General features: G+C 73.2%; 15 protein-coding genes and 2 pseudogenes (1 of these 17 cut by a window edge). 4 read left to right on the forward strand and 13 right to left on the reverse strand.

All coding sequences use genetic code 11. The annotated features are described in order from the left end of the window. Positions 1-7,116: the beginning of a type I polyketide synthase gene (locus tag ACWZEH_RS00970; RefSeq protein ID WP_456195043.1), read on the reverse strand. Its footprint begins 21,609 nt before the window's first position; 7,116 of the gene's 28,725 nt are visible here — the first part of the coding sequence; the start codon lies at positions 7,114-7,116; the stop codon falls past the left edge of the window. Between the two features lie 410 nt (positions 7,117-7,526). After that, on the reverse strand, positions 7,527-8,564 hold the full coding sequence (locus tag ACWZEH_RS00975; protein WP_456195044.1) for a GDP-mannose 4,6-dehydratase: 1,038 nt from the start codon (positions 8,562-8,564) through the stop codon (positions 7,527-7,529). 205 nt (positions 8,565-8,769) lie between these two features. Between ACWZEH_RS00975 and ACWZEH_RS00980 the strand changes: the two are divergent. Next, positions 8,770-9,054 (forward strand): annotated as a pseudogene (locus ACWZEH_RS00980) (antibiotic biosynthesis monooxygenase family protein); the annotation flags it as partial. 120 nt (positions 9,055-9,174) lie between these two features. On the opposite strand, the gene ACWZEH_RS00985 reads toward ACWZEH_RS00980, so the two are convergent. From ACWZEH_RS00985 to ACWZEH_RS00995, 3 genes are all read right to left on the reverse strand, one after another. Continuing rightward, the gene (locus tag ACWZEH_RS00985) at positions 9,175-10,056 is read right to left on the reverse strand and encodes an endonuclease/exonuclease/phosphatase family protein (RefSeq protein WP_456195045.1); all 882 of its coding nucleotides are present in this window, start codon (positions 10,054-10,056) and stop codon (positions 9,175-9,177) included. Between the two features lie 410 nt (positions 10,057-10,466). Beyond that, the gene (locus ACWZEH_RS00990) at positions 10,467-11,363 is read right to left on the reverse strand and encodes a DMT family transporter (protein ID WP_456199993.1); all 897 of its coding nucleotides are present in this window, start codon (positions 11,361-11,363) and stop codon (positions 10,467-10,469) included. A gap of 113 nt (positions 11,364-11,476) precedes the next feature. Further along, positions 11,477-12,667 (reverse strand): MFS transporter, encoded by a 1,191-nt coding sequence (locus tag ACWZEH_RS00995; RefSeq protein ID WP_456195046.1) that lies wholly within the window; start codon positions 12,665-12,667, stop codon positions 11,477-11,479. A 202-nt stretch (positions 12,668-12,869) separates the two neighbouring features. Here ACWZEH_RS00995 and ACWZEH_RS01000 point away from each other — a divergent pair, with 202 nt between their 5' ends. Next, on the forward strand, positions 12,870-13,538 hold the full coding sequence (locus ACWZEH_RS01000; RefSeq protein WP_456195047.1) for a lysophospholipid acyltransferase family protein: 669 nt from the start codon (positions 12,870-12,872) through the stop codon (positions 13,536-13,538). Between the two features lie 142 nt (positions 13,539-13,680). Here ACWZEH_RS01000 and ACWZEH_RS01005 read toward each other — a convergent pair. The 6 genes and pseudogenes from ACWZEH_RS01005 to ACWZEH_RS01030 all read right to left on the reverse strand — a co-directional run. Next, positions 13,681-13,911, reverse strand: a pseudogene (locus ACWZEH_RS01005) (transporter); the annotation flags it as partial. 140 nt (positions 13,912-14,051) lie between these two features. Then, positions 14,052-15,440, reverse strand: coding sequence for an MFS transporter (locus tag ACWZEH_RS01010; protein ID WP_456195048.1), 1,389 nt, complete (start codon positions 15,438-15,440; stop codon positions 14,052-14,054). A 52-nt stretch (positions 15,441-15,492) separates the two neighbouring features. Then, a complete protein-coding gene (locus ACWZEH_RS01015; RefSeq protein ID WP_456195049.1) occupies positions 15,493-16,416 on the reverse strand; it encodes an amidohydrolase family protein in 924 nt (307 codons plus the stop codon). A 22-nt stretch (positions 16,417-16,438) separates the two neighbouring features. After that, complete coding sequence (gene ligK, locus ACWZEH_RS01020; RefSeq protein ID WP_456195050.1) at positions 16,439-17,122, reverse strand: 4-carboxy-4-hydroxy-2-oxoadipate aldolase/oxaloacetate decarboxylase; 684 nt, start codon at positions 17,120-17,122, stop codon at positions 16,439-16,441. 76 nt (positions 17,123-17,198) lie between these two features. Next, on the reverse strand, positions 17,199-18,224 hold the full coding sequence (locus ACWZEH_RS01025) for an amidohydrolase family protein (protein ID WP_456195051.1): 1,026 nt from the start codon (positions 18,222-18,224) through the stop codon (positions 17,199-17,201). Then, a complete protein-coding gene (locus ACWZEH_RS01030; protein WP_456195052.1) occupies positions 18,221-19,411 on the reverse strand; it encodes a 4-oxalomesaconate tautomerase in 1,191 nt (396 codons plus the stop codon). The genes ACWZEH_RS01025 and ACWZEH_RS01030 overlap by 4 nt, the downstream gene beginning before the upstream one ends. A gap of 375 nt (positions 19,412-19,786) precedes the next feature. On the opposite strand from ACWZEH_RS01030, the gene ACWZEH_RS01035 reads away from it, so the two are divergent. Continuing rightward, the gene (locus ACWZEH_RS01035) at positions 19,787-19,930 is read left to right on the forward strand and encodes a hypothetical protein (RefSeq protein ID WP_456195053.1); all 144 of its coding nucleotides are present in this window, start codon (positions 19,787-19,789) and stop codon (positions 19,928-19,930) included. A 213-nt stretch (positions 19,931-20,143) separates the two neighbouring features. Next, the gene (locus ACWZEH_RS01040; protein WP_456195054.1) at positions 20,144-20,632 is read left to right on the forward strand and encodes a MarR family winged helix-turn-helix transcriptional regulator; all 489 of its coding nucleotides are present in this window, start codon (positions 20,144-20,146) and stop codon (positions 20,630-20,632) included. 647 nt (positions 20,633-21,279) lie between these two features. On the opposite strand, the gene ACWZEH_RS01045 is transcribed toward ACWZEH_RS01040, so the two are convergent. Both ACWZEH_RS01045 and ACWZEH_RS01050 read right to left on the reverse strand, forming a co-directional pair. Continuing rightward, a complete protein-coding gene (locus tag ACWZEH_RS01045; RefSeq protein WP_456195055.1) occupies positions 21,280-21,708 on the reverse strand; it encodes a DUF6892 domain-containing protein in 429 nt (142 codons plus the stop codon). Between the two features lie 86 nt (positions 21,709-21,794). Beyond that, positions 21,795-23,234 (reverse strand): GH1 family beta-glucosidase, encoded by a 1,440-nt coding sequence (locus ACWZEH_RS01050; protein WP_456195056.1) that lies wholly within the window; start codon positions 23,232-23,234, stop codon positions 21,795-21,797. Between the last annotated feature and the right edge of the window lie 20 nt (positions 23,235-23,254).

Below are 23,254 nucleotides of genomic sequence, written 5' to 3' on the forward strand. Positions count from 1 at the left end.
GAGGGAGCGGGGCGCGGAGGCGGCCGGCGTGTCGGCAAGCAGCGGGTCGAGCTTCGCCACGACCTCGTCGAGGGCCTCGGCGAACCGTGGGTACCGGACGTACAGTTCGCGGCCCGTGCCGGGTCGCTGGCTGCCCTGCCCGGTGAACAGCAGGGCGGTGCGGCCGGCTCCGCCGGTCTCGCCGAGGACCAGGGCCGGGTCGGGCCGGTCCGCGGCGAGGGCGGCCAGGGCCCGCCGTACGTCGTCGGGGCCGCCGACGGCGACGGCACGCTGCTCGAACGCGGGCCGGGTGGTCGCCAGGGAGAGGGTCACGTCGGCGGGGGCGAGGGCGGGGCGTTCGTCCAGGTACGCCAGGAGGCGGGCGGCCTGGGCGCGCAGCGCGGACCGGGTGCGGCCGGACAGGACCCACGGCAGGACGGCGGGGGCGTCGGCACCGTCGGTGCTCGCGGGGCGGGACGCGGGCTGCGGTGCCGGCTGTTCCAGGACGACGTGCGCGTTGGTGCCGCTGATGCCGAAGGAGGAGACGGCGGCGCGGCGGGGGCGGCCCGTCTCGGGCCAGGCGGTGTGCTCCTGCAGCAGCGCGACCGCGCCGGACTCCCAGTCGACGTGGCTGGAGGGGCGGTCGGCGTGCAGGGTGCGCGGCAGTTCGCCGTGGCGCATCGCCATGACCATCTTGATGATGCCGGCGACGCCGGCGGCGGCCTGGGTGTGGCCCAGGTTCGACTTCACGGAGCCGAGCAGCAGGGGGCGTTCGGGGTCGCGGTCCCGGCCGTAGGTGGCGAGCAGGGCCTGTGCCTCGATGGGGTCGCCGAGGCTGGTGCCGGTGCCGTGCGCCTCGACCGCGTCGACGTCGGCCGGGGTCAGTCCGGCGGCGCCGAGGGCCTGGCGGATGACGCGCTGCTGGGAGGGGCCGTTGGGCGCGGTCAGGCCGTTGGAGGCGCCGTCCTGGTTGACGGCGGAGCCGCGCACCACGCCCAGGACGCGGTGGCCGTTGCGGCGGGCGTCGGACAGCCGCTCCAGGACGAGGACGCCGACGCCCTCGGACCAGCCGACGCCGTCGGCGTCGTCGGAGAAGGCCTTGCAGCGGCCGTCGGGCGACAGGCCGCGCTGGCGGGAGAACTCGATCAGTGAGGTCGGCGTGGACATCACGGTGACGCCGCCGGCCAGGGCGAGGGAGCACTCACCGGAGCGCAGGGCCTGCATCGCCCAGTGCATGGCGACCAGGGAGGAGGAGCAGGCGGTGTCGACGGTGACCGCGGGGCCCTCCAGGCCGAGGGCGTAGGAGACCCGGCCGGAGGCGATGCTGGGCGCGGTGCCGCTGCCCTGGTGGCCCTCGAAGCGCTCGTCGGCGAGGGTGGCGGAGTAGTCGCTGTACATGACGCCGGCGAACACGCCGGTGCGGCTGCCGCGCAGGGAGACCGGGTCGATGCCGGCGTGCTCCACGGCGGTCCAGGACGCCTCCAGGAGCAGCCGCTGCTGGGAGTCGGTGGCCAGCGCCTCGCGGGGGCTCATGCCGAAGAAGCCGGGGTCGAAGTCGCCCGCGTCGTGCAGGAATCCGCCGTGGCGGGTGTACGAGGTGCCGGGGTGGTCGGGGTCCGGGTGGTACAGGGCGTCCAGGTCCCAGCCGCGGTTGGCGGGCAGCCCGCCGACCGCGTCGGTGCCCTCGGTGACCAGCCGCCACAGGTCGTCGGGGGAGCTGACGCCGCCGGGGTAGCGGCAGCTCATGCCGACGATGACGATCGGGTCGTCGGCGGTCGCGGTGGCCGCCGGGGTGGCGGCGGACGCGTCCGCATCGGCGTCGCCGGTCAGCTCCTCGAGCAGGTGGGCGGCGAGCGCGGAGACCGTGGGGTAGTCGAAGACGACGGTGGCCGAGGTCCGCAGGCCGGTGACGGCGGCGAGCCGGTTGCGCAGTTCGACGGCGGTCAGGGAGTCGAAGCCGAGGTCCTGGAAGGCGCGTTCGGGGTCGATGTCGGTGGCGGAGGCGTGACCGAGGACGGCGGCCACCTGGGCTCGCACCAGGTCGGTGACGGTTTCGGTGCGGGCCTCCGCGTCGAGCCGGGACAGCCGCTGGGTGAGGCCGAGGGCGGCCGCGGAGCCGGTGCGCACGGTGCGGCGGCGGGCGCGGACCAGGCCGCGCAGCAGCGGCGGCACCTCTCCCCCGCCGCGCAGCGCGGCCAGGTCGAGCCGGACGGGCAGGACGGTGGCGCGGGGCAGGGCGAGGGCGGTGTCGAAGAGGGCGAGTCCGTCCTCGGGGGCGAGCGGGGGTGTGCCGGAGCGGGACAGGCGGCGCAGGTCGTGCTCGGTGAGTTCACCGGTCATGCCGGTGCCGGGTGCCCAGGGGCCCCAGCCGAGGGAGAGTCCGGGCAGTCCGGTGGCGCGCCGGGTCGCGGCGAGGGCGTCGAGGAAGGCGTTGGCGGCGGCGTAGCCGGCCTGGCCGGGGGCGCCGGCGGTGCCGGCGAAGGAGGAGAAGACGACGAACGCGGCGAGGTCGAGGTCGCGCGTGGCCCGGTGCAGGTGCCAGACGGCGTCGGCCTTGGGCCGCAGGACGGCGGTGAGGCGTTCGGTGGTGAAGGACTCCACTAGCCCGTCGTCGAGGACGCCCGCGGTGTGCACCACGGCGGTGACGGGGTGGTCCTCGGGGATCGCGGCGAAGAGCGCGGCGACGGCGACGGGGTCGGCGGCGTCGCACGCCCGGAGGGTGACCTCGGCGCCCGACGCGCGCAGGGCGTCGGCCAGTTCGGCGGCGCCGGGCGCGTCGGGGCCTCTCCGGCCGGCCAGCAGCAGGTGCCGTACGCCGTGTTCGGCGACGAGGTGGCGGGCGAGGACGGCGCCCAGGCCGCCGGTGCCGCCGGTGATCACGACGGTGCCGTCCGGGTTCCAGGCGGGGGCGTCCCGCTCGGCGGGCGGGCGGACGCGGGCCAGGCGGGCGCCGAGGACCGCGCCGTCGCGGACGGCGGTCTGCGGCTCGTCGGCGGTGAGCGCGGCCGGCAGGGCCGGGGCAAGGTCGGCAGCCGGTCCGGGGTCGAGATCAAGGAGGCCGAAGCGGCCGGGGTGTTCGGTCTGCGCGGACCGGACCAGGCCCCAGACGGCGGCGGCGGCCGGATCGGTGACGCCGCCGCCGTCGGTGGCGACGGCTCCGCGGGTGACGAACACCAGCCTCGAGCCGGAGCGGCCCGGGTCGGCGAGCCAGTCCCGGAGGTGTCCGAGGGCACGGGAGGCGACCTCGTGCACCGAGGTGGGCAGATGGTCGTCGCCCGCGCCGGCGACGGGGGCGAGCACCAGGTCCGGCGGCCCGCCGCTGCCGGGGGCCGCGGGCGCGCCGTCCGCGGCCTCGGGCAGGACGGTCACGGTCGCGCCGGCGGCGGTCAGGGCGGCGGTGAGGCCGAAGGGGTCGGTGCCGAGCAGGCCGACGGTGGTGGGCAGGGCGGTACCGTCGGACGAGGCCGTGAGCCGGGTCCAGTCCAGGGCGAACAGCGCGTCCCGCTGCAGGGCAAAGGCCGCGGTGGCACGCGCGTCCGGGGCGGCGCGCAGTACCAGGGAGGCGACGGAGGCGACGGGCGCCCCGGTGGCGTCGGTGACGGCGATCGACACCGCGTCGTCGCCCGCCGGGGCGAGCCGGACCCGGGCCTCGGTGGCGCCGCTCGCGTGCAGGGTGACGTCCTGCCAGGAGAACGGCAGGCCACCGCGCCCGTCCTCGCCGAGCGGGGCGAGGGCGGTGGCGTGCAGGGCCGCGTCGAGGAGCGCGGGGTGGATGCCGAACGCGGGCGCGTCACCGGCGGGTCCGGTGTCCAGGGCGACCTCGGCGAAGGTCTCCTCGCCGCGCCGCCACACCGCCCGCAGGCCGCGGAAGGCCGGGCCGTAGCCGAATCCGGCGTCGGCGAGCCCGTCGTAGAAGCCGTCCAGGTCGACCGGTTCGGCGCCGGCCGGGGGCCACACCGCCGCGTCGAAGCCGTCCTCGTGACGGGCGCCGGGGGCGAGGGTGCCCGTGGCGTGCCGGGTCCACGGCTGGTCGTCGTCGCCGTCGGGACGGGCGTAGAGGCTGAGGGTGCGGCGGCCGGTCTCGTCGGGGCTGCCGACCCACACCTGCACCTGGACTCCGGCGTCCTCGGGCAGGGCGAGCGGCGCGGCGAGGGTGAGGTCCTCGACGCGGTCGCAGCCGACCTCGTCGCCGGCCCGCACGGCGAGTTCCAGGAAGGCGGTGCCGGGCAGCAGGACCGTGCCGCGCACCGTGTGGTCGGCGAGCCAGGGGTGGGTGCGCACCGAGAGGCGGCCGGTGAGCAGCAGCCCGTCGGAGTTGGCGAGGGTGACGGCGGCGGCCAGCAACGGGTGGTGGGCGGCGCCCAGGCCGGCGGCCCGTACGTCGCCGGTGTGCCCGGTGACGCCCTTCGGCCAGAACCGGCGGTGTCGGAAGGCGTACGTCGGCAGGTCGGCGCGGCGGGCGCCGGTGCCCTCGAACCAGCGCTCCCAGCGCAGCGGCACGCCGTGCAGGTGGAGGCCGGCGGCGGTCTCGGTGAGCGCGGTGGCCTCGGACCGGTCCCTGCGCAGGGCGGGCAGGACGGCGGCGTCCTCGTGTCCGGCGGCGTCCAGGCAGGCGCGGCTGAGCGCGGACAGGGTGGCGTCGGGGCCGAGTTCGAGGAAGACGCCGGTGCCGTGCCCGGCCAGCCAGCAGACGCCGTCGGCGAAGCGGACGGTGTTTTGGACGTGGTCGGCCCAGTAGTCGGCGGAGGTCAGCTGCTCGACCGTTGCCGGCATGCCGGTCAGGTTGGAGACCACGGGCAGTGAGGGGGCCTGGGGGGTCAGCCCGGCGACCACGGCCCGGAACTCCGCGAGCATCGGCTCCATCAGCGGCGAGTGGAAGGCGTGCGAGACACGCAGCCGTCGGGTGCGCCGGCCGGTACCGGCGAAGTGGGCGGCCACGGCGTCGACCTCGGCGGCGGCGCCCGCGACGACGACCGCCGAGGGTCCGTTGACGGCGGCGACCGACACCTGGGCCGCGCGCTCGGCGACCAGCGGGGCCACCTCGTCCTCGGTGGCCTCGACGGAGACCATGGCACCGCCCTCGGGCAGCGCCTCCATCAGCCGTCCGCGGGCGAGGACCAGGGTGCAGGCGTCCTCCAGGGAGAAGACGCCCGCGACGTGCGCGGCGGCGATCTCACCGACGGAGTGCCCGGTGACGTGGTCGGGGGTCAGGCCCCAGGACTCGACCAGCCGGTAGAGGGCGACCTCGAGGGCGAAGAGGGCGGGCTGCGCGTATCCCGTGCGGTCGAGGAGGTCGGCCTCGGGGGTGCCCGCCTCGGCGAACAGGAGAGGGCGCAACGGGCGGTCGAGTCCGGCGTCGAGGTGGCCGAGGACCTCGTCGAGGGCGCGTGCGAAGGCGGGGAAGCGGGCGTACAGGTCGCGGCCCATGCCGGGGCGCTGGGAGCCCTGGCCGGAGAAGAGCACGGCGAGCTTGGGGCGTTCGCGCGTCCGGCGGACAGTGAGGCCGGGCGCGCCCTCGCCGGCGGCGAGCGCGGTGAGGGCGGTGAGGGCGGTGTCCCGGTCGGCGGTGGTGAACACGGCGCGGTGCTCGAAGGCTGATCGGGTGGTGGCCAGGGAGTGGGCGGCGTCGAGGGCGGTGAGCGCGGGCCGGTCGCGCAGGTGCGTCAACAGCCGGCCGGCCTGCTCGTGCAGCGCGTCGGCGGTACGGCCGGACAGCAGCCACGGCAGCGCACCGGGCCCGACGGCAGGGGTGTCCTGTGCGGCGGGAGCGGCGGGCTCCTCGGCGGGGGCTTCCTCAATGATGGTGTGCGCGTTGGTGCCGGACAGGCCGAACGAGGAGACGCCGGCCCGGCGCGGGGCGTTCTCCCGGCGCGGCCACGCCACGGGCTCGGTGAGGAGGCGGACGGCTCCCTCGGTCCAGTCGACATGGGTGGACGGCCGGTCCACGTGCAGCGTCCGCGGGAGCAGGTCGTGGCGCATCGCCATGACCATCTTGATGATGCCGGCGACACCGGCGGCGGCCTGGGTGTGGCTGATGTTGGACTTCACCGAGCCCAGCAGCAGCGGGTGTTCGGGATCGCGGCCCTGACCGTAGGTGGCGAGCAGCGCCTGCGCTTCGACGGGGTCACCGAGGACGGTGCCGGTGCCATGTGCCTCGACGGCGTCGACCTCGGCGGCGGAGAGCCGGGCGTTGACCAGGGCGGCCTCGATGACGCGCTGCTGGGAGGGGCCGTTGGGGGCGGTCAGGCCGTTGGAGGCGCCGTCCTGGTTGACGGCGGAGCCGCGCACCACGGCGAGCACGTGGTGGCCGTTGCGGCGTGCCTCGGAGAGCCGCTCCAGGACCAGGACGCCGACGCCCTCGGACCAGCCGGTGCCGTTGGCGGCGTCGGCGAAGGACTTGCAGCGGCCGTCGCCCGCGAGGCCGCCCTGGCGGGCGAACTCGACGAAGGTGGTGGGGCTCGCCATCACGGTGACGCCGGCCGCCAGTGCCAGCGAGCACTCCCCCGCGCGCAGCGCCTGGGCGGCCAGGTGCAGGGCGACCAGCGAGGACGAACAGGCGGTGTCGACGGTGACGGCGGGGCCGACGGCGCCGTAGAAGTAGGACAGCCGGCCGGACAGGATGCTGGTGGCGTTGCCGGTCAGCTGGAAGCCCTGCACGTCGTCGTCGGGGCCGACGCGGTAGTCCTGCGGCATGGCGCCGACGAACATGCCGGTACGGCTGCCGCGGATGCCGGACGGGTCGATCCCGGCGCGTTCGAAGGCCTCCCAGGAGGTTTCCAGGAGCAGGCGTTGCTGCGGGTCCATGGAGAGGGCCTCGCGGGGCGAAATACCGAAGAAGTCCGCGTCGAAGGCGGGGGCGTCGTGCAGGAAACCACCCGCGAAGTCGGCGGGCCCGTCGCCGATGGCTGCCTCCCAGCCCCGGTCGCCGGGCATCGGGGTGATGCCGTCCTCGCCGGCGACCAGCATCCGCCACAGATCTTCCGGACTGCTCACTCCGCCCGGGTACCGGCAGCCCATGCCGACGATCGCGATGGGCTCGGTGGCCGCCGCCTCCAGCTCGCTCACCCGCTGCCGCGAACGCTTCAGGTCGGCGCTCGCTCGCTTGAGGTAGTCCCGGAGCTTCTGTTCCTTGTCCATATCAACGCAACCCATCTGGAAGAAGACCGGCGGACGGCTGGCGGTCCGGTGGGGACACCGGGTGTTCGGGGCGGCCGTTCGGCGCCGGGACGACCGGGGTGTCCGAGGGAGTGGGGACGGCTGGGGCAAGAGCCGGGAAGGCGTGCCCGGCGCGGGACGTCAGCCGTCGGGCGGACCGGGCCGTGCGGGGTGCCGGGGCCCGCCCGTCCGGGGCGGATCCACGGCACGACGCCGGGCGGGGACCGCCCCGGCAGCTCCGTCGGAGCACGCGCGCAGCGCGCGTGCCGTGCACACGATTCCGCAGACCATGGGCCCAGTCTCGGGCGGTACGTCTGCGGAAATCCCTAGTATGTGGACGACCGGAAGGCGGGTCTGCCGGGGCGTGTCGCCGCCGGTGTGCCGGGCGGGGCCTACCAGCCGCCGGCGGCGGCCACCAGTCGGCCGTAGTCACGCTCGCGCGAGGCCTGGCGCAGGTCGGACTCGACCATCATGCGCATCAGCTGCTCGAAATCGACTTCGGGCTCCCAGCCCAGTTCCTTGCGGGCGTTGGTCACGTCGGCGCACAGGGTCTCGACCTCGGCGGGCCGCACCAGGCCGGGGTCGACCACGACGTGATCACGCCAGTCCAGGCCCACATGCTCGAAGGCGATGCGTGCCGCGTCCCGTACGGTGTGCATCCGCCCCGTGCCCACGACGTAGTCGCCGGGTTCCTCCTGCTGGAGCATCAGGTGCATGGCACGTACGTAGTCACCGGCGTAGCCCCAGTCCCGCTCGGCGTCCAGATTGCCGAGGCTGACCTTGTCCATCATGCCCAGCTTGATCTGGGCGACGGCCAGGGTGATCTTGCGGGTCACGAACTCGGCGCCACGGCGCGGGGACTCGTGGTTGAAGAGGATCCCGGAGACGCCGTACATCCCGAACGACTCACGGTAGTTGCGGGTGATGTAGTGGCCGAAGGTCTTGGCCACACCGTACGGGCTGCGCGGGTGGAACCGGGTCGTCTCGCTCTGCGGGCTCTCGGCGACCTGGCCGAACATCTCCGAGGAGGACGCCTGATAGAAACGCATCTGGCCCCGGGTGCCGCCACCGGAGGACTTGCTGAGTCCGCTGACCATACGGATGGCTTCGAGCATGCGCAGGACACCGGTGCCGTTGACCTCGGTGACCAGTTCCGGCTGCTGCCAGGACATGGGGACGAAGGAGATGGCTCCCAGGTTGTAGACCTCGTCGGGCTGGACCAGGTCGACCGCGGAGACCAGGCTCCCCTGGTCCATCAGGTCCCCGTCCACGAAGGACAGGCCGGGGACCAGCTCGGCGATCCGGTCCCTTCGCGGATTGGCCTGGCCACGGCAGAGCCCCCACACCCGGTACCCCTGACTCAGCAGGTGCTCCGCCAGGTACGAGCCGTCCTGTCCGGTGATTCCGGTGATCAGTGCGCGCTTGGACATCTTCTCTCTTTCCACCGCCACGGAGAGGACCGGTCGGCGGGAGTCCGCACCGCGCCCGCGGACCGGAAGCGGCGGCATTCGATGCGAGACGCGCACTCTCCGGCGCACCGACCGGAAGATCGGTGCGCCGGATCCCGAGACGCACAGCCTGCGCTGACTCACGAGCCGTCCTCGTGACGGCCATGCAAGCACCGAAAGGGCTAAGGAATTTCCGAGTCTTCCGGCGACGGCCGGCCGGGGGGGGCGAGCCTCGCCCGGCTGCCCGTGGTTCGACCGGGCCCGCAGCCTCGCGGACCCGGCGGAGTACGTCCTGGTCGAGGTCTTCCGCGACGAGGAGGCGGGGGCTGCCCGTGTGCGGTCGGAGCGTTTCAGGGCCGCGCGGCGCACTCTGCCGCCTCACCCGGCCGCGACGCCTCGCGTCGTGAACGCCACGGTCGCGCAGGACGACCGGTCTCCGCTGGGCGGGATGAGCGTCCCCGAGAAGAAGTGACGCACCCCCATGAGGCCGCCCCCATGGGGGTTCTGCGGTTGCCGGGGCCGGCCGCTTGGGACGGCACCCGCGGGGTGGGTGCCGCCCCCGGCCCTCCTGGCTCCGGGCGATTCGGATCGTTCAGCGGCCACGCCGGTGGACCCTCAGGTCCGTGACGACGGGGCGGTGGTCCGACGCCTCCGTCGGCACCGCTTCGGCACCGGTCACGGTGATGTCGCGGGAGACGGCCACCAGGTCGATGCGCTTGGCCGGGCCGGCCGCCGGGTACGTCCCACCGCCGGCCGGGTCGGCGTCCCGCAGCTTCCGCCACAGCGGCGCCAGTTCCGGAGCCGTGGCCTCGGCGTTGAAGTCTCCGGCCAGGACCTTCGATCCGCGGTCGGCGGCCAGCACATCGAGCATGTCCGCCACCTGGGCCTCGCGGACCGATGGGTCGGCCCGGTGGTCCAGATGCGTGCTGTAGACGTGTACACGCGTGCCTTCGACGTCGACCGTCACCTCGGCGAAGCCGGGCGCGGGAGCCGGAACCGGATCGGACGTCTGGGTGGAGAGCCGGGTGATCTCGTGGTTCTCGGCCTCGAGCACCGGGTGACGGCTCAGCACGGCGACACCGTACTGCCGGCGCTCCCCGCCCCCGGCGGCCGGGTCCAGGTCGTAGACGGGTGCGAAGAACACCCTCATGCCCAGCTTCTCGGCCAGTGCGCGCGCCTCGTCCACGAAGTCGCTCCGGGCGCCCCAGTGCACGTCGACCTCCTGGAGACCGACCACGTCGGCGTCCAGATCACGTACAGCCCGCGCGGTGCGGCCGAGGTCGAAGATCCCGTCCTGGCCCGCACCGGCGTGGATGTTGAAGGTCGCCACCCGCAGCGGCACCGCCGGGGCGGGCGCCCCGGGGGCGCCGGCACCCGTGGCTGTCGCCGGTGCTGCCGCGGCGAGCACGGAGGTGACGGCGAGCAGGGCGGTCGCACGGACCGTACGGACGGGGCGTGGGAAGCTCGGCTTCATTCCTTCTCCAGAGATCCGGTAGAGGTCAGGACCGCAGCAGAACAGACGTCAGGCTCACACCGAACGGGAACAGCGGCGTGGCCGGAGGGACGACGTCCGGGAACGGCCGAAAAGACGCGTTCGACGGGCCGGGACGGACGGGGCCCGGCTGCCGCGGCGGGTCACCTGACGCCACGTCACCATCTGTATCAGGTGTCCTGGTTCCTCGACCGGATCGCCGGGGTCCTCTCCCCCGCCCCGGTGTCGGGCCCGGGTGTGCCGCTTCCGGGACCCGTCCGTCAGAGCGCCGGCGGCACCGGAGGAGCCGTGAAAGCGGCGAGCAGGGCGTCCGGCGGAAGGGCGGGGACCGTTCGGCCGCCCGGGCCGGCGGCCGTCGTCGCGGCCGGCAGCGAGTTGAGCACCGCAACGCCTCACCGAGCCTCGGCGTCGGCGTCGGGGCGGTCATCGCTGTTCAGGGCACGGGTGAGCGGCAGTCCCGAGAGCGCCAGCACGCCCGTCACGATCAGGGTGACGCCCAGCAGTTGGGGCAGGAGCCACCAGCCCGACCGCACGGACTCGGCGTAGACCGTGATCCCGAGCGCCAGGCTCACACCCGCGTCGCCGAGCGTGAGCGCGGGCTGGGACGCGACCAGTGGCCCCGCCTGCATCGCGTTCTCCAGGAGGAACAGCGCCGACGCGCCGAACAGGGCGAAGCCGTAGGTCTGCCAGGTCGTGAGGAACGCGGTGACGCCACCGTCGTCGAGTGTGTGCATCGATGTCTTCATCAGCGCCGCGGTCACCGCGTAGGCGACAGCGGTGGCCAGCCCGAAGCAGGCCGCGCGGGTGCGGCCCTCGGGACGGCGGAGCGCGGCGAGCGCGAGGCAGACGATCGCCGTGGTACAGACGGCGAGTGCCGGGACCCACCGGTCCAGCGGCACGTGCGTGCGGTTCCCCTCGGGCGACGCGGCGGCCAGGGCGACGGCCAGCCCTGCCACCACGGCGAAGGCGGCCACCCGGCCCGAGCGGGGCAGCCGTCCTTGCAGCACCACCGCGGCGATGGCCAGTGCGAGCGGCAATTCGAGCACGAAGACCGGCTGAACGACCGTCAGCGGCCCCGTAGCCAGGGCTACGGCCTGGCAGAGCGCCGCCATGACGACGGCGAGGATGCCCGCGAGCCAGACGGGTCGCCGCAGGAGATCGAGCATCAACCCGGCCCTCAGCTTGTCGGACCGGGGCACGCTCAGGGCCGCCTTGCGCTGGAGGACGGTCGCGAGAGCGTTGCTGAACGCCGCGCCCAGTGCGAACAGGACCGGCAGCAGGATGTCCACGGTGCGGAAGTCCTCCGGGGCGACGATACGGCCCACCCCCAGGCCCTGCCATGGTGACCCGCCTCCCCGTTCCTCGCGAACACGCGAGGGGCGTGTCGCGCCCGTCCCCGCGCTCACGTCCCCGCCGGTACCGGTCGCCGGAGGAGGTGGACGGCCGCGGTCACGACCAGGAGCGCCATGCAGGCGATGAACACCAGGCCCGCGCCCTCCAGGCCGATCGGGCCCGTCAGTACTCCCACACCGATCACCGGCACCGAGATGCCCGCGTAGGCCACGACGAACAGCGTCGAGATCACCGCCGCCCGCTCGCCCGCCGGAGACACCCCGGCCACCGCGGCCAGCGCCCCGCGGAAGGCCAGCCCCTGCCCGGCGCCGCCGACGAGCGCGCTCAGCACCACCAGCGAAAGCAGGTCCCAGTGCAACGCGCCCGCGAGCAGCGCCAGACCGGCGAGGAGTCCGGCACACCCCCAGGGCAGCGACCGCGCCGGACCGACCCGGCCGACGGCCAGTTGGCCGGCCGTCGAGGCGAAGAAGGCCAGCGCGACGACCAGGCCGCTCACGGCGCGGTCGTGCACGTTCAGGAACTCGGCGAGGAACGCCGGACTGACCGACGTGAAGACCCCGAACAGCGCGAAGCCCACGAACGAGGCGATCGCCGCCGGACCGAACACCGCCCGCACCCCGGGGGGCACTCCGGGCCGTCGCGGACGTGCGGTGCTCGGCGGCCGCCGCTCACGTACGGTCTCCGGAAGCCGGAGCAGGACAACGGCCGAGCAGGCCACCAGGGCCAGGTGCGCGGCGAACGGCAGGTACAGCGGCCAGGGCGCGTACTGCGACAGCACTCCCGCGAGCAGCGGACCGCATCCCAGCCCGCCCATGTTGGCGGCGGTCGAGACGAACGTGGCACGAGAGGCACCGCCGTGGGGCGCCAGTTCCATGACGTACGCCGTGGCGGCCCCGGTGAACAGGCCTGCGGACAGTCCCGACAGCAGCCGCCCCGCGTACAGCCATCCCAGGCCGGTGGCGCACAGGAAGCAGAGGGCGCTCAGGGCCGCGAACCCCAGGCCCCACAGCAGCACCGGGCGCCTGCCCACCGTGTCCGAGACGTTGCCCGCCAGCAGCAGGACGCCGATGACGCCGAACGCGTACACGGCGTAGACGACGGTGACGGTCAGCTCGGAGAACCCGAACTTCTCCTGGTAGAGGCCGTAGAGGGGGGTCGGCAGCGTGGTGCCGAGCATGCATACGGCGAACAGCGCACCGCCGAGCACACACGCGCGCCACCTCCGGCGATCACCGACCATGCCGCCGACGGTAACCCCGTGCGTGCCGTGGTCGCGCCCGGCACGCCAACCGCCCGGCGGAAGCCGGAAAGCAACCGGGCGCTGCCTCCACCCCGTGTCATGGGGGAAGCCGCGCGGTACCCGTAGGCGCGGATACTCATGTGCCGGAGGGCGTCGGCACGTGAAGCTGGCGAGCAGGGATTCCCGTGTCGAAAGGCCGACCATGCTCAGCCGTGCTGCCGCTGCCCTGCTGCCCTTCTTCGGGCGCCTCACCGTCACCCGTGAGGCGGACGGACCGTGCCCCGCGGGCAGTGTCCTCGTCGCCAACCACGACTCGTTGGCCGACCCGGCGGTCGTACTGGCCGCCCTGCGGTCCGTGGGCGTGCGGCCGGCCGTCCTGGCGACGGCGGGTCTCTGGCGCGTGCCGGTGCTGGGCCGGTCGTTGTCCAAGGAGGGGCACATTCCCGTCCACCGGGGGTCGGCGCGGGCGGCGGAGGCCCTCGCGGCCGCGGCCGAGGTGCTCGGAGCGGGACGTCATGTACTCATCTACGCCGAAGGTGGTCTCCCCCTTCGCCAGGACGCGAAAAGTTCCGCGCCCCTGCCCTTCCGCACCGGTCTCGCACGGCTCGTGGCCGCGACCGGTGCGCCGGTGGTCCCCGTCGGCCAGGCGGGAGCCCGGCGTCTTTGTTCGGGAACGGTCGCGAAGCAGCTGGCCGGTGTGCTCACTGCCCCGGTGCGCCGCCCCCGGTTCCACGTGCACATCGGCAGTCCGGTGCGTCTGCCGGCGGACACGGCGCGCGGTACGTCGATTGCGCATGGTGCGGTCAGTGCCGCCTGGCGGCGAGCGGCACACGCCGTCGGTGAACCGCCCCGCAGGCCCGGGGACCATTGAGAGTGGCGGAGTCTCTCCGCGCGGAGCCTGCGGGCAGGGCACCGCCGACGGTGGCGGTGCGCGAGAGGAGACGGCGGTCGAACGTCATGGCGTTACGGCTCCTCGGTCGGTTCGGGCCGGGCGGGGACGACTGCGGGGCTGCTCACACCTGGGTCGTGGCAGTGACGATCAGGCCGCCGAGCGCGACGCACCACACGTAGGGCAGGGTGCGCAGCATGACCTGCTGCGGGCTGACGCCGGCGTCCTGCGCCGCCCGCACGGTCTGGGTACCGGTCGGGGCGCTGACGCCGAACACCTGGTTGCAGGAGGCGGTCAGGCCCAGCACGGCGACGGCCGGGTGGATACCGGCGGCGATGAGGACGCCGGCGATCCCGGTCGGCCGCCGCGGGCAGTCCCCGGGCACGTCGTCGGCTCTCCCCCGCACCGGCACGGCCACCGGGGCCGCGGCAACCGACGCGCGGACGGGGCCCGGCGGTCGCCGGGCCCCGTGGCCGGGTGGGGTGACGTGAGTGTTCAGGCCGTCGCGGACGCCTTGTCCGGGCGTGTCCTCGCCGCGGCATCGGCTTCCGCCGCCAGCCGCATCTTGCGGGTCGCGGGGCCGAAGAGGGCCAGCACGAGGGCACCGACGGTCCAGGTGCCCGCGATGAAGAAGAAGACCGCCTGGTAGCCGGCCCCGTTGTAGATTCCGGCGATCATGAGCGGGCCGACCGCGTTCGACAGCCGTCCCAGACCGTAGGAGATGCTCGTGCCGAGCGAGCGGCCCTTGGTGTCGTAGAGCTCGGGCGAGTACGCGTAGGCCAGGGCGGTGTAGCCGCGTTCGAAGAGGTTCACCAGGAAGCCGAAGACGACGATGAGCAGCGGGGTGAAGGTCAGCCCGTAGAGGAGGCCGGACGCTGCGATGATCAGGCCGAAGACGACCAGGCACCATTTGCGTTCGAACCGGTCGGTGACCATCGCGGCGAGGAAGGAGCCGAGCGGCGCACCGATCGTGGTCAGGGCGACGTAGAAGATCGAGTCCTCCACACTGACGCCCTCGGCGGCCAGCAGGGTCGGCGCCCAGCTGGAGTAGCCGAAGAAGCCGATGGTCTGGGTTATCCAGAGCGCCGACAGCAGGATCGTGGGGTAGAGGAACTTCTTGTCCTTGAGCATGCGCAGGCCGGTCCTGGTGACCGGGGCCTGGGGCTGCGGGGCCTGCACGTCGGGCAGCGGGCCGTGCTCGGCTTCGGCGTCCGCCTCGATGCGGGCCAGGATGGCTTCGGCCTCCTCGTGGCGGCCGCGGGACTCGAGCCACTGCGGGGACTCCACGATCTTTCGCAGGAAGATCAGGAACAGGACGCCCAGGGAGCCCCACAGATAGACCAGGCGCCAGGACCAGTCGTTGACCGGCACGACGGCGGAGGCGATGAGATTGGTGACGGGGGTGCCGCAGATGCCGATGACGATGGCGTACGCCTGGAACTTGCCCCGTTTGGCGCGGGGGTAGAGCTCACTGATGTAGACGACGGCGACCACGGTCATCGCCGACAGTCCCGCCGAGGTCAGCACGCGGAAGACGCCCAGGGACCAGATGTCCCAGGCGAACACGCACGCGAAGGACCACACGGCGAACCACACCGTGGTCAGGGTGAGCGTCGGCTTGCGGCCCAGCCGGTCGGCCAGTCCGCCGGCCACGACCGAGCCGATGAACATGCCCACGAAGGACAGCGAGGTCACATAGGCGATGGCGTTGACGTCCGCGTCCCACTGCTCACGCACGACCGGGGCCGTGATGGCGAAGGTGTTGATGTCCGCGAACTCGAAGAAGTAGGCGAACGCCACGGCGACAAGAGTGACTTTGTGGAACCTCGAGATGGGCAACCGGTCGAGCCGGTTGGCCGCGTTGGTGGTGGGAAGGTGCTGCACTGCCCGCTCCAGGGATGGGGACCCGGCGCCGTCGCCGTGTCAAAGGTCGTGGTCAGTCGGCCTCTTCGGGCCAGTAGAGGCGCGTGGGATTGTCGACCAGCAGGGCCTGCTGCAGGCGCGGGGTCGGGGCCACGTGCGGGATGTGGTCGACGAGGAGTCCGTCGTCGGGCATGTGGTCCTTGAGGTTGGGGTGCGGCCAGTCGGTGCCCCACAGGGCCCGGTCGGTGAACTCGTCGACGACCTTCCGGGCGAACGGCACGACGTCCCGGTAGGCGTCGCGCTCCCCGTCCCGGGCGCGCGGTCCGGTGACGGTGAGGCGTTCGGGGCAGGAGACCTTGACCCAGACGTCGTTGGACTCGACGAACCGCAGGAACCGGGCGAACTCGGGGCCGTCCGGGTCCCGGGCGACATCGGGGCGGCCCATGTGGTCGATGACGAGCGGCACCGGCAGGGAGGCGAAGAAGGGGGCCAGCTCGTCCAGATCGGCGGCCTCGAAGTAGAGGACGACGTGCCATCCCAGCGGTGCGATCCGGCCGGCGACGGTCCGCAGGGCCTCGGTGGGCACGGTGTCGACCAGGCGCCGGACGAAGTTGAAGCGCACTCCCCGCACCCCGGCGTCGTGCAGCCGCCGCAACTCCTCGTCGGTGACGTCGGGGCGCACGGTGGCCACGCCGCGAGCGCGCCCGCCGGCGGCCGCCAGCGCGTCCACCAGAGCGCTGTTGTCGGCGCCGTGGCAGGTGGCCTGCACGATGACGTTGCGGGAGATGCCGAGGTGGTCGCGGAGCGCGAACAGGTCCTGCTTGGAGGCGTCGGCCGGCGTGTACTTGCGCTCGGGCGCGTACGGGAATTCGGCGGCGGGGCCGAAGACGTGGCAGTGGGCGTCCACGGCTCCGTCGGGGAGCCGGAAGACGGGCTCGGCAAGATCGCGGCACCAGTCGAGCCAGCCGGGGGTGACGGCCGGGGTCTCGTCGGTCATGGGGGCTGCTCCTCGGGGGTGGTCAGTCGGCGTAGCTGAGGCCGAGCCCGGCCAGCCGGTCGCGCATTCCGTACAGGTCCAGGCCGAGTTCGCCGGCGCGGAACCGCTGCCGTTTGCCTTCCTCCGCCGCCTCGCGCCGCTCGGCGGCCTCGGCGACCTCGGCGGCCCTGGCCGCGGGAACGACGACGACGCCGTCGGCGTCCGCGACGATCACGTCGCCCGGGTTGACCAGTGCGTTGGCGACGACCACGGGTACGTTCACCGAGCCGAGCGTGGCCTTGACGGTGCCCTTGGCGTTGATGGCTCGGGAGAAGACGGGGAAGTCCATCCGGCGGAGTTCGTCGACGTCGCGGCAGCCGCCGTCGACGACCAGCCCTCTGGCGCCGCGGGCGCGCAGGGAGGTGGCGAGGAGCTCGCCGAAGAACCCGTCCTCGCTCTCGGTGGTGCAGCCGGCGACGACGACATCGCCGTCGCGCACCTGCTCGGCGGCCACGTGCAGCATCCAGTTGTCCCCGGGCTGGAGCAGCACGGTGACGGCGGTGCCGCACATCCTGGCACCCTCGTAGACGGGCCGGAGGTAGGGACGCATCAGGCCGAGGCGGCCCATGGCCTCGTGGACGGTGGCCACCCCGAAGCGCGACAGGGCGTCGACGGCCGCGCGCTCGGCGCGCGGGACGGTGCGGTGGACGACTCCGAGCTCATGCATGGGGCGGCTCCTTGCGTGGTGCGTGAAGGGGTGAGGGATGTGGCGGGCGCGACCGAGGGCGCGCCGGCGTCGGGGGTCAGCGGCCCTGGGCGGTCAGGCGGGCGTCCAGGCGCGGGTGGACACGCCGGGCGTTGAGCTCCTGGACGGCGGCCAGGTCCCGGGGGGAGAGCCCGGCGTTCTCGACGTAGCGGCGGGTGTCGTCGAAGTGGTGGCCGGTGCGCGGGTCGATTCCGCGTACGGCGCCGATCATCTCCGAGGCGAACAGGACGTTCCCGGTCGGGATCACGTCCAGCAGCAGATCGATACCGGGCTGGTGGTAGACGCAGGTGTCGAAGAAGACGTTCCGCAGCAGCGCCTCTTCCGGCTCCGGCCTGCCCAGCGCCTGCGCCAGGCCGCGGAAACGTCCCCAGTGGTACGGCACCGCACCGCCGCCGTGCGGAATGACCAGGCGCAGCCCGGGAAAATCGGCGAACAGGTCCCCCGCGAGCAGTTGCATGAACGCGGTGGTGTCGGCGTTGAGGTAGTGCGCACCGGTGGTGTGGAAGGCGGGGTTGCAGCTGGTGGAGACGTGCACCATCGCGGGTACGTCCAGCTCGGTGAGCTTCTCCCACACCGGGTACCAGGACCGGTCGGTCAACGGCGGAGCGGTCCAGTGGCCGCCGGAAGGGTCGGGGTTGACGTTGACGGTGACGGCGCCCAGTTCCAGCACGGCACGTTCGAGCTCGGGGATGACGGTGGCCGGGTCCGCGCCGGGTGACTGGGGCAGCATCGCGCCGGGGGCGAAGCGCTCGGGGTAGAGCTCGGCGACCCGGTGGCAGAGGTCGTTGCAGATGCGGGCCCAGGCCGAAGACGTGGCGAAGTCCCCCACGTGGTGGGCCATGAACGAGGCACGCGGGGAGAAGACGGTCACATCGATGCCGCGCTCGTCCATGAGCCGCAACTGGTTGGCCTCGACGGACTCGCGGATCCGGTCGTCGCCGATCACCGGACCGGCCGGGTCGGGTGCCTGCACCGGGTCCGAGAGCGCTGCGACCTGGGCGGCACGCCACTCCCCCAGCGGGGCCGGGGCGGTCGTGTAGTGACCGTGGATGTCGATGATCATGCGGTGTCTTCCTGGATGGTGCGTGCGGGGGCCCAGACCGTGCCCGGTACGAGCAGGTCGCCGGCCATGAGCAGGCGCGCGGTGCGCAGCAGCGCGGAGCGCACGACCCGCTGGGGGTCGTCCGGGTCGAGGCCGAGAGTGACGGTGAACTCGCCGGAGGGGTGTTCGACGGTAACAACGGCGTCCTTTCCGCCGGACACCCGAGCGGCGGTACCGGCGGCCACGCTGCCCTTGAGCACGCATGCGGTGGCGACCGTGACCGCGGCCAGGACGCCGATCGAGGAGTGGCACACCCGCGGGATGAGGCTGCGTGTGGACAGGGTGCCGCCCCGGTCCGGTGGCGCGACCAGCGTCATCTTCGGGTAGTTCCGGTCCGTGACGTCGCCGAGCCCCATGGTCCGGCCGCAGACCAGCCTCAGTGCCTCCACGCGGGCCTTGAGCCCGTCGTCGGCATCGATCTCCGCCGGGGTCTCGTAGCCGGTGGCGCCGAGGCCCGAGGCCGCGACGACGGCGAGGGGCTGGCCGTTGTCGATGAGGGTGACGTCGACGGGGCCGAGTCCGGGGACGTCGACGGTGTCGCGCACGTTACCGGTGGGCAGCAGGGAGCCGGCCACGGAGCCCGCGGTGTCCAGGAAGCCGATCTCGACCGGAGCGGCGGTGCCGGGGACCCCGTCGATACGGGCCGGGCCCGCGTAGGCGACGTGCCGCGCCCCGACCGCATCCGCCGGGGTGAGAACGGTGATCTCGGCGACCATGCCGGTGTTGCGGGTGAGGACGCGGGCCGTGGTGCGGTCGGCGGTGGGGACCACCATGCCGGTCTCTACGGCGAACGGCAGCACGGCGGCGAGCATGTTGCCGCAGTTGGCCGTGGTGTCCACGGTGCCGGCACCGGGCTGCACCTGTGCGAACGTCCACTCCACGTCCACCCCGGGCTCCGACCCGGGGCAAACGAGTCCGACCTTGCTCGTCAGCGGGTGCGCGCCGCCGACACCGTCGATCTGGCGAGGGTCGGGCGACCCCAGCCCGGCCAGCAGTACGGCGTCCCGGGTCCCGGTGTCCTCGGGCAGGGCCCGCGCGTCGAAGAACGGCCCGCGCGAGGTGCCGCCTCGCATGAACAGACACGGAATCGCGGTCTGGGAGCCGCGAGGACGGGCCTGGCGGATCCGGTCGGCGGTAGCGCCCGGCATGGTGCCTCCGTTTCCGGTCGGTGTGGTGTGCCAGGAAAACTAGACCACCAACAAGATTGTTGACAATAGTTTCGACCAAATGATCTGCAAAGACGTTGCGGATCCCGCGGACGACGGAGGAGAAGGCGCGGGCCCGGTGTCGGATGACTTGCTGTTGCGTGATCCGGTGGGTCGGGGGATGACGACGCCCGTACGGCCGACAGCGCGCCGTCAGGTTCATCGGTGCACCTCGGAGAGCTGCCGCCGGCCCTGACGGGGCCGCCGGACGAATCCTCACGGGATGGACCACCGGCCTCGGTGTGCGTCAGGGACAACGGTTCACGATCGCCCCTGACAGGCCCACAAGGGGAAGCCTCACGAACGGGGGCGGGGCGGATGACGGACACCGAACGCGCCCCGGATCCGATCCGCGAGGCCCTCCTCGCGGCGGTGGGCCGTCCCCCCGCCGGGACGCCCCTGCGGTCCGGCGGACGCCTCGGCGCCTCCCGGCCGGCAATCGAGGCCGGCGTCGAGCGATGACACCTCACCCACCGGCACCTCGGCCTCAAGCAACTCCTCGAGGCGCGAATGAGGGCCGCAGCCCCCAAGTCTTCGCCGCCGAAAGCGCCGCCTTCGCCACAGACACCCCCGCGGTCCCTCCGCCCGGCCCGGAAGCCTCCCCCGCGACTCCGGCTTCCGCCTCAGCAGGCCGCAGGGCGGTTCCGACTATCAAAGCACTGTTATATTAGCGCTGTGACATATTCGGATCCCACGGCACTGCCCGATCCCTGGCAGGCGCTGCACGAACTGCTGGCCGCCATGGACGCCGAGATCGAACAGGTCTACGCCGAGCGCGGCATCGAGGGGGTACGGCCGCGGTTCGCCTATCCGCTGATCCGGCTCGCCCACAGCGGACCACTGACGATCCGCGAGCTTGCGGAGTCCCTGGGCCGCTCGCACTCCGCGATCAGCCAGACCATCGCCGCCATGCGCAAGGAGGATCTGGTCACCTCCGAGCCGGGGCCCGACGCCCGCACCCGGCGGATCGACCTGACCGGGCGCGGCCGGTCACTGGTGCCGTTCCTGGAGGCCGAGTGGCGTGCCACCCACGCGACGGTCGCCGAACTGGACAGTGAGGTCCCGTACGCGATGACCACCGTCGTCGAGGAGCTGCGGCGGGCGCTGGAACGCCGGTCGATGCGACAGCGGATCCTCCACCACCTCGTCGAGTCACCGCGGTGAGATGGCGTGTCCGGTTCCTCGATACCCGCCCGTTGCGAAGCAGCCGGCCGTTCCGCGACCTGTGGATCGGCTCCTCGGCCTCCCAACTCGGCGGGCAGACAGCCGGGTCGGTCCCACCAGTTGAACATCAGCTCGCCGACCGTCCCGGGCCGCCAGTGGCGTACCTGCTCCAGCTCCGCCCCGGCCGGTTCGCCGGTGTGCACCGGGGCCAACGGCATCGTCGGCTCTTCGGCGTCCAGCGGCTTGAAGCCGGCCCGCCCGAACACATCCGCCGCCCGTGCCGGCGGGGGCGGGAAACCGGTCACGGGCGCACCGGCCCGTGGAGGGTGCGCCGTGAAAGCGACGACCGGCGGTACCGCGTGGCACAGGACGGTGCACACCTCGTAAGGAGCGGTGATCAGCGCGGTGCGGAAGTTCGGCGTGGCCCCGGCCGTGGTCACGCCGCCGACGCTGCCGCGGAGGGACCGGGCGGCGGCGTGACAGGCGGCCCTGAAGGCCACCACGTCGGCTTGCGGCAGTGGAGCGTCACCCCGGCCCAAGAACCCGGTGGCACCTCGTGCGCCCCGGACCGACCCGCCACTGCCTTCTCGTTCACTCCCGTCCGCCCGGCCTCGGTTCGCCACGGGCGGCGGGCGCCCCAAAGGGCCCTAGTCGGCGGTGACGCCCCGGCTTCGGAGGACGTCCGTCAGCGCGGGGCTCAGGAACTCCGAGCCCAGGACGCGGCGGAGGTTCGGGAGGAGAGCGAGGTCCTCGAGGGAGGTGATGTCGAACAGGTCGTCCTCGCCGTCCCAGACCGGTGCGCACTCCTGGTACACCTGGTTGCCGCCGTCGATGCACAACTCCTCTACGCCGGACAGGAGTTCGTAGCTGATCTCCAGCGACTCGAAGTACTCGCGCGCCTCGGGCACCACCTTGTACGCCAGGTCGTGCTCCTGTGCGTAGTCCCAGGGGTCGTCGCCGAGGCCCTTCTTCTTCAGGAGGCCGGCCAGACTGAACTGCGGGGTCAGCGTCTCGTCGATGTACATGAGCTGCTCGATGACGACGAGCTTGAAGTTGAAGTCCTTGAACCGGGCCATGAACGCGACCCTAACCCACCGTACGGGCGGCTCTTCCCCGCCCCGGTGCGGGACCCGCGAGGGTGCCGCACCGGGGCGGTTTGCGGTCAGGCGCCGGGGAGGACTCCGCTGCGGACCACCTCGGCGTACCAGCGGGCACTGGCCTTCGGGATGCGGGTGCCGGTCGGGTAGTCCACGTAGACGGCGCCGAAGCGCTTGCTGTAGCCGTGGGCCCACTCGAAGTTGTCCAGGAGGGACCAGAGGAAGTAGCCGCGTACGTCGACACCGTCCGCGATGGCCCGGTGGACGGCGGCCAGGTGGCCGCGCACATACGCGATGCGTGCGGGGTCGTTGACCTGGCCGGAAGGGTCGGCGTAGTCGTCGAACGCCGCGCCGTTCTCGGTGATGTACAGCGGCAGCCGCGGGAAGTCGGCGGCCAGGCTGCGCAGCAGGTCGTACAGGCCGGTGGGGTCGACGGCCCAGCCCATGGCGGTGGTCTCGCCGGGCGGCTGGTGGAAGGCGACCCTGTCGGCGCCCGGCCAGGGGCTGTGGGCGCTCCTGCCGTGTCCGTCGGAGGTGTGGGCGCCGCTGCCGTCGGTCGCGGAGACGACGGTGGGGGTGTAGTAGTTCACGCCGAGGAAGTCCAGCGGCTGGTGGATCTGCCGCAGGTCGTCGTCGCGCACGAAGGACCAGTCGGTCAGTTCCGCGGTGTCCTTGAGCAGGTCCTCCGGGTAGGCGCCCTGGAGCATCGGGCCGGTGAAGACCCGGTTGGCGAGGGCGTCGATGCGGCGGACCGCGTCGGTGTCGGCGTCGTCGGCGGTGAGCGGGCGGACCTGGTGGATGTTGAGGGTGACCGAGCACCGGGCGTCGGCGGGGAGGCGGTCGCGCAGTGCCTGGACGGCCAGGCCGTGGCCCAGGTTGAGGTGGTGGGCGGCGCGCAGGGCGGCGACCGGGTCGGTGCGGCCGGGGGCGTGCACGCCGGAGCCGTAGCCGAGGAAGGCGCTGCACCAGGGCTCGTTGAGGGTGGTCCAGGTCTTCACCCGGTCGCCCAGGGCGTCCGCGGCGAGGGCCGCATACTCGGCGAACCGCTCGGCCGTGGCGCGCTCGGGCCAGCCTCCGGCATCCTCCAGCTCCTGCGGCAGATCCCAGTGGTAGAGGGTGGCGACGGGCTGGATGCCCTTGTCCAGCAGGTCGTCGACGAGGCGCCGGTAGAAGTCCAGGCCCTTCTGGACGGCGGGTCCCCGGCCGGTGGGCTGGATCCGGGGCCAGGCGAGGGAGAACCGGTAGGCACCCAGGCCGAGTTCCGCCATGAGGGCGACGTCCTCACGCCAGCGGTGGTAGTGGTCGGTGGCGGTGTCACCGGTGTCGCCGTTGCGGACCCGGCCGGGGGTACGGGCGTAGGTGTCCCAGATGGACGGTGTGCGGCCGTCCTCGGCGGCGGCCCCCTCGATCTGGTAGGAGGCGGTCGCGGAGCCCCAGAGGAAGCCCTTGGGGAAGGTGCGGGCGGCGTCCGGGGCGGACGCGGTCTGCTGTGCTGCGGTGACCACGTAAGTCCTTTCGAGGTGGT

The sequence above is a fragment of the Streptomyces yamdrokensis genome (genome assembly GCF_053890455.1).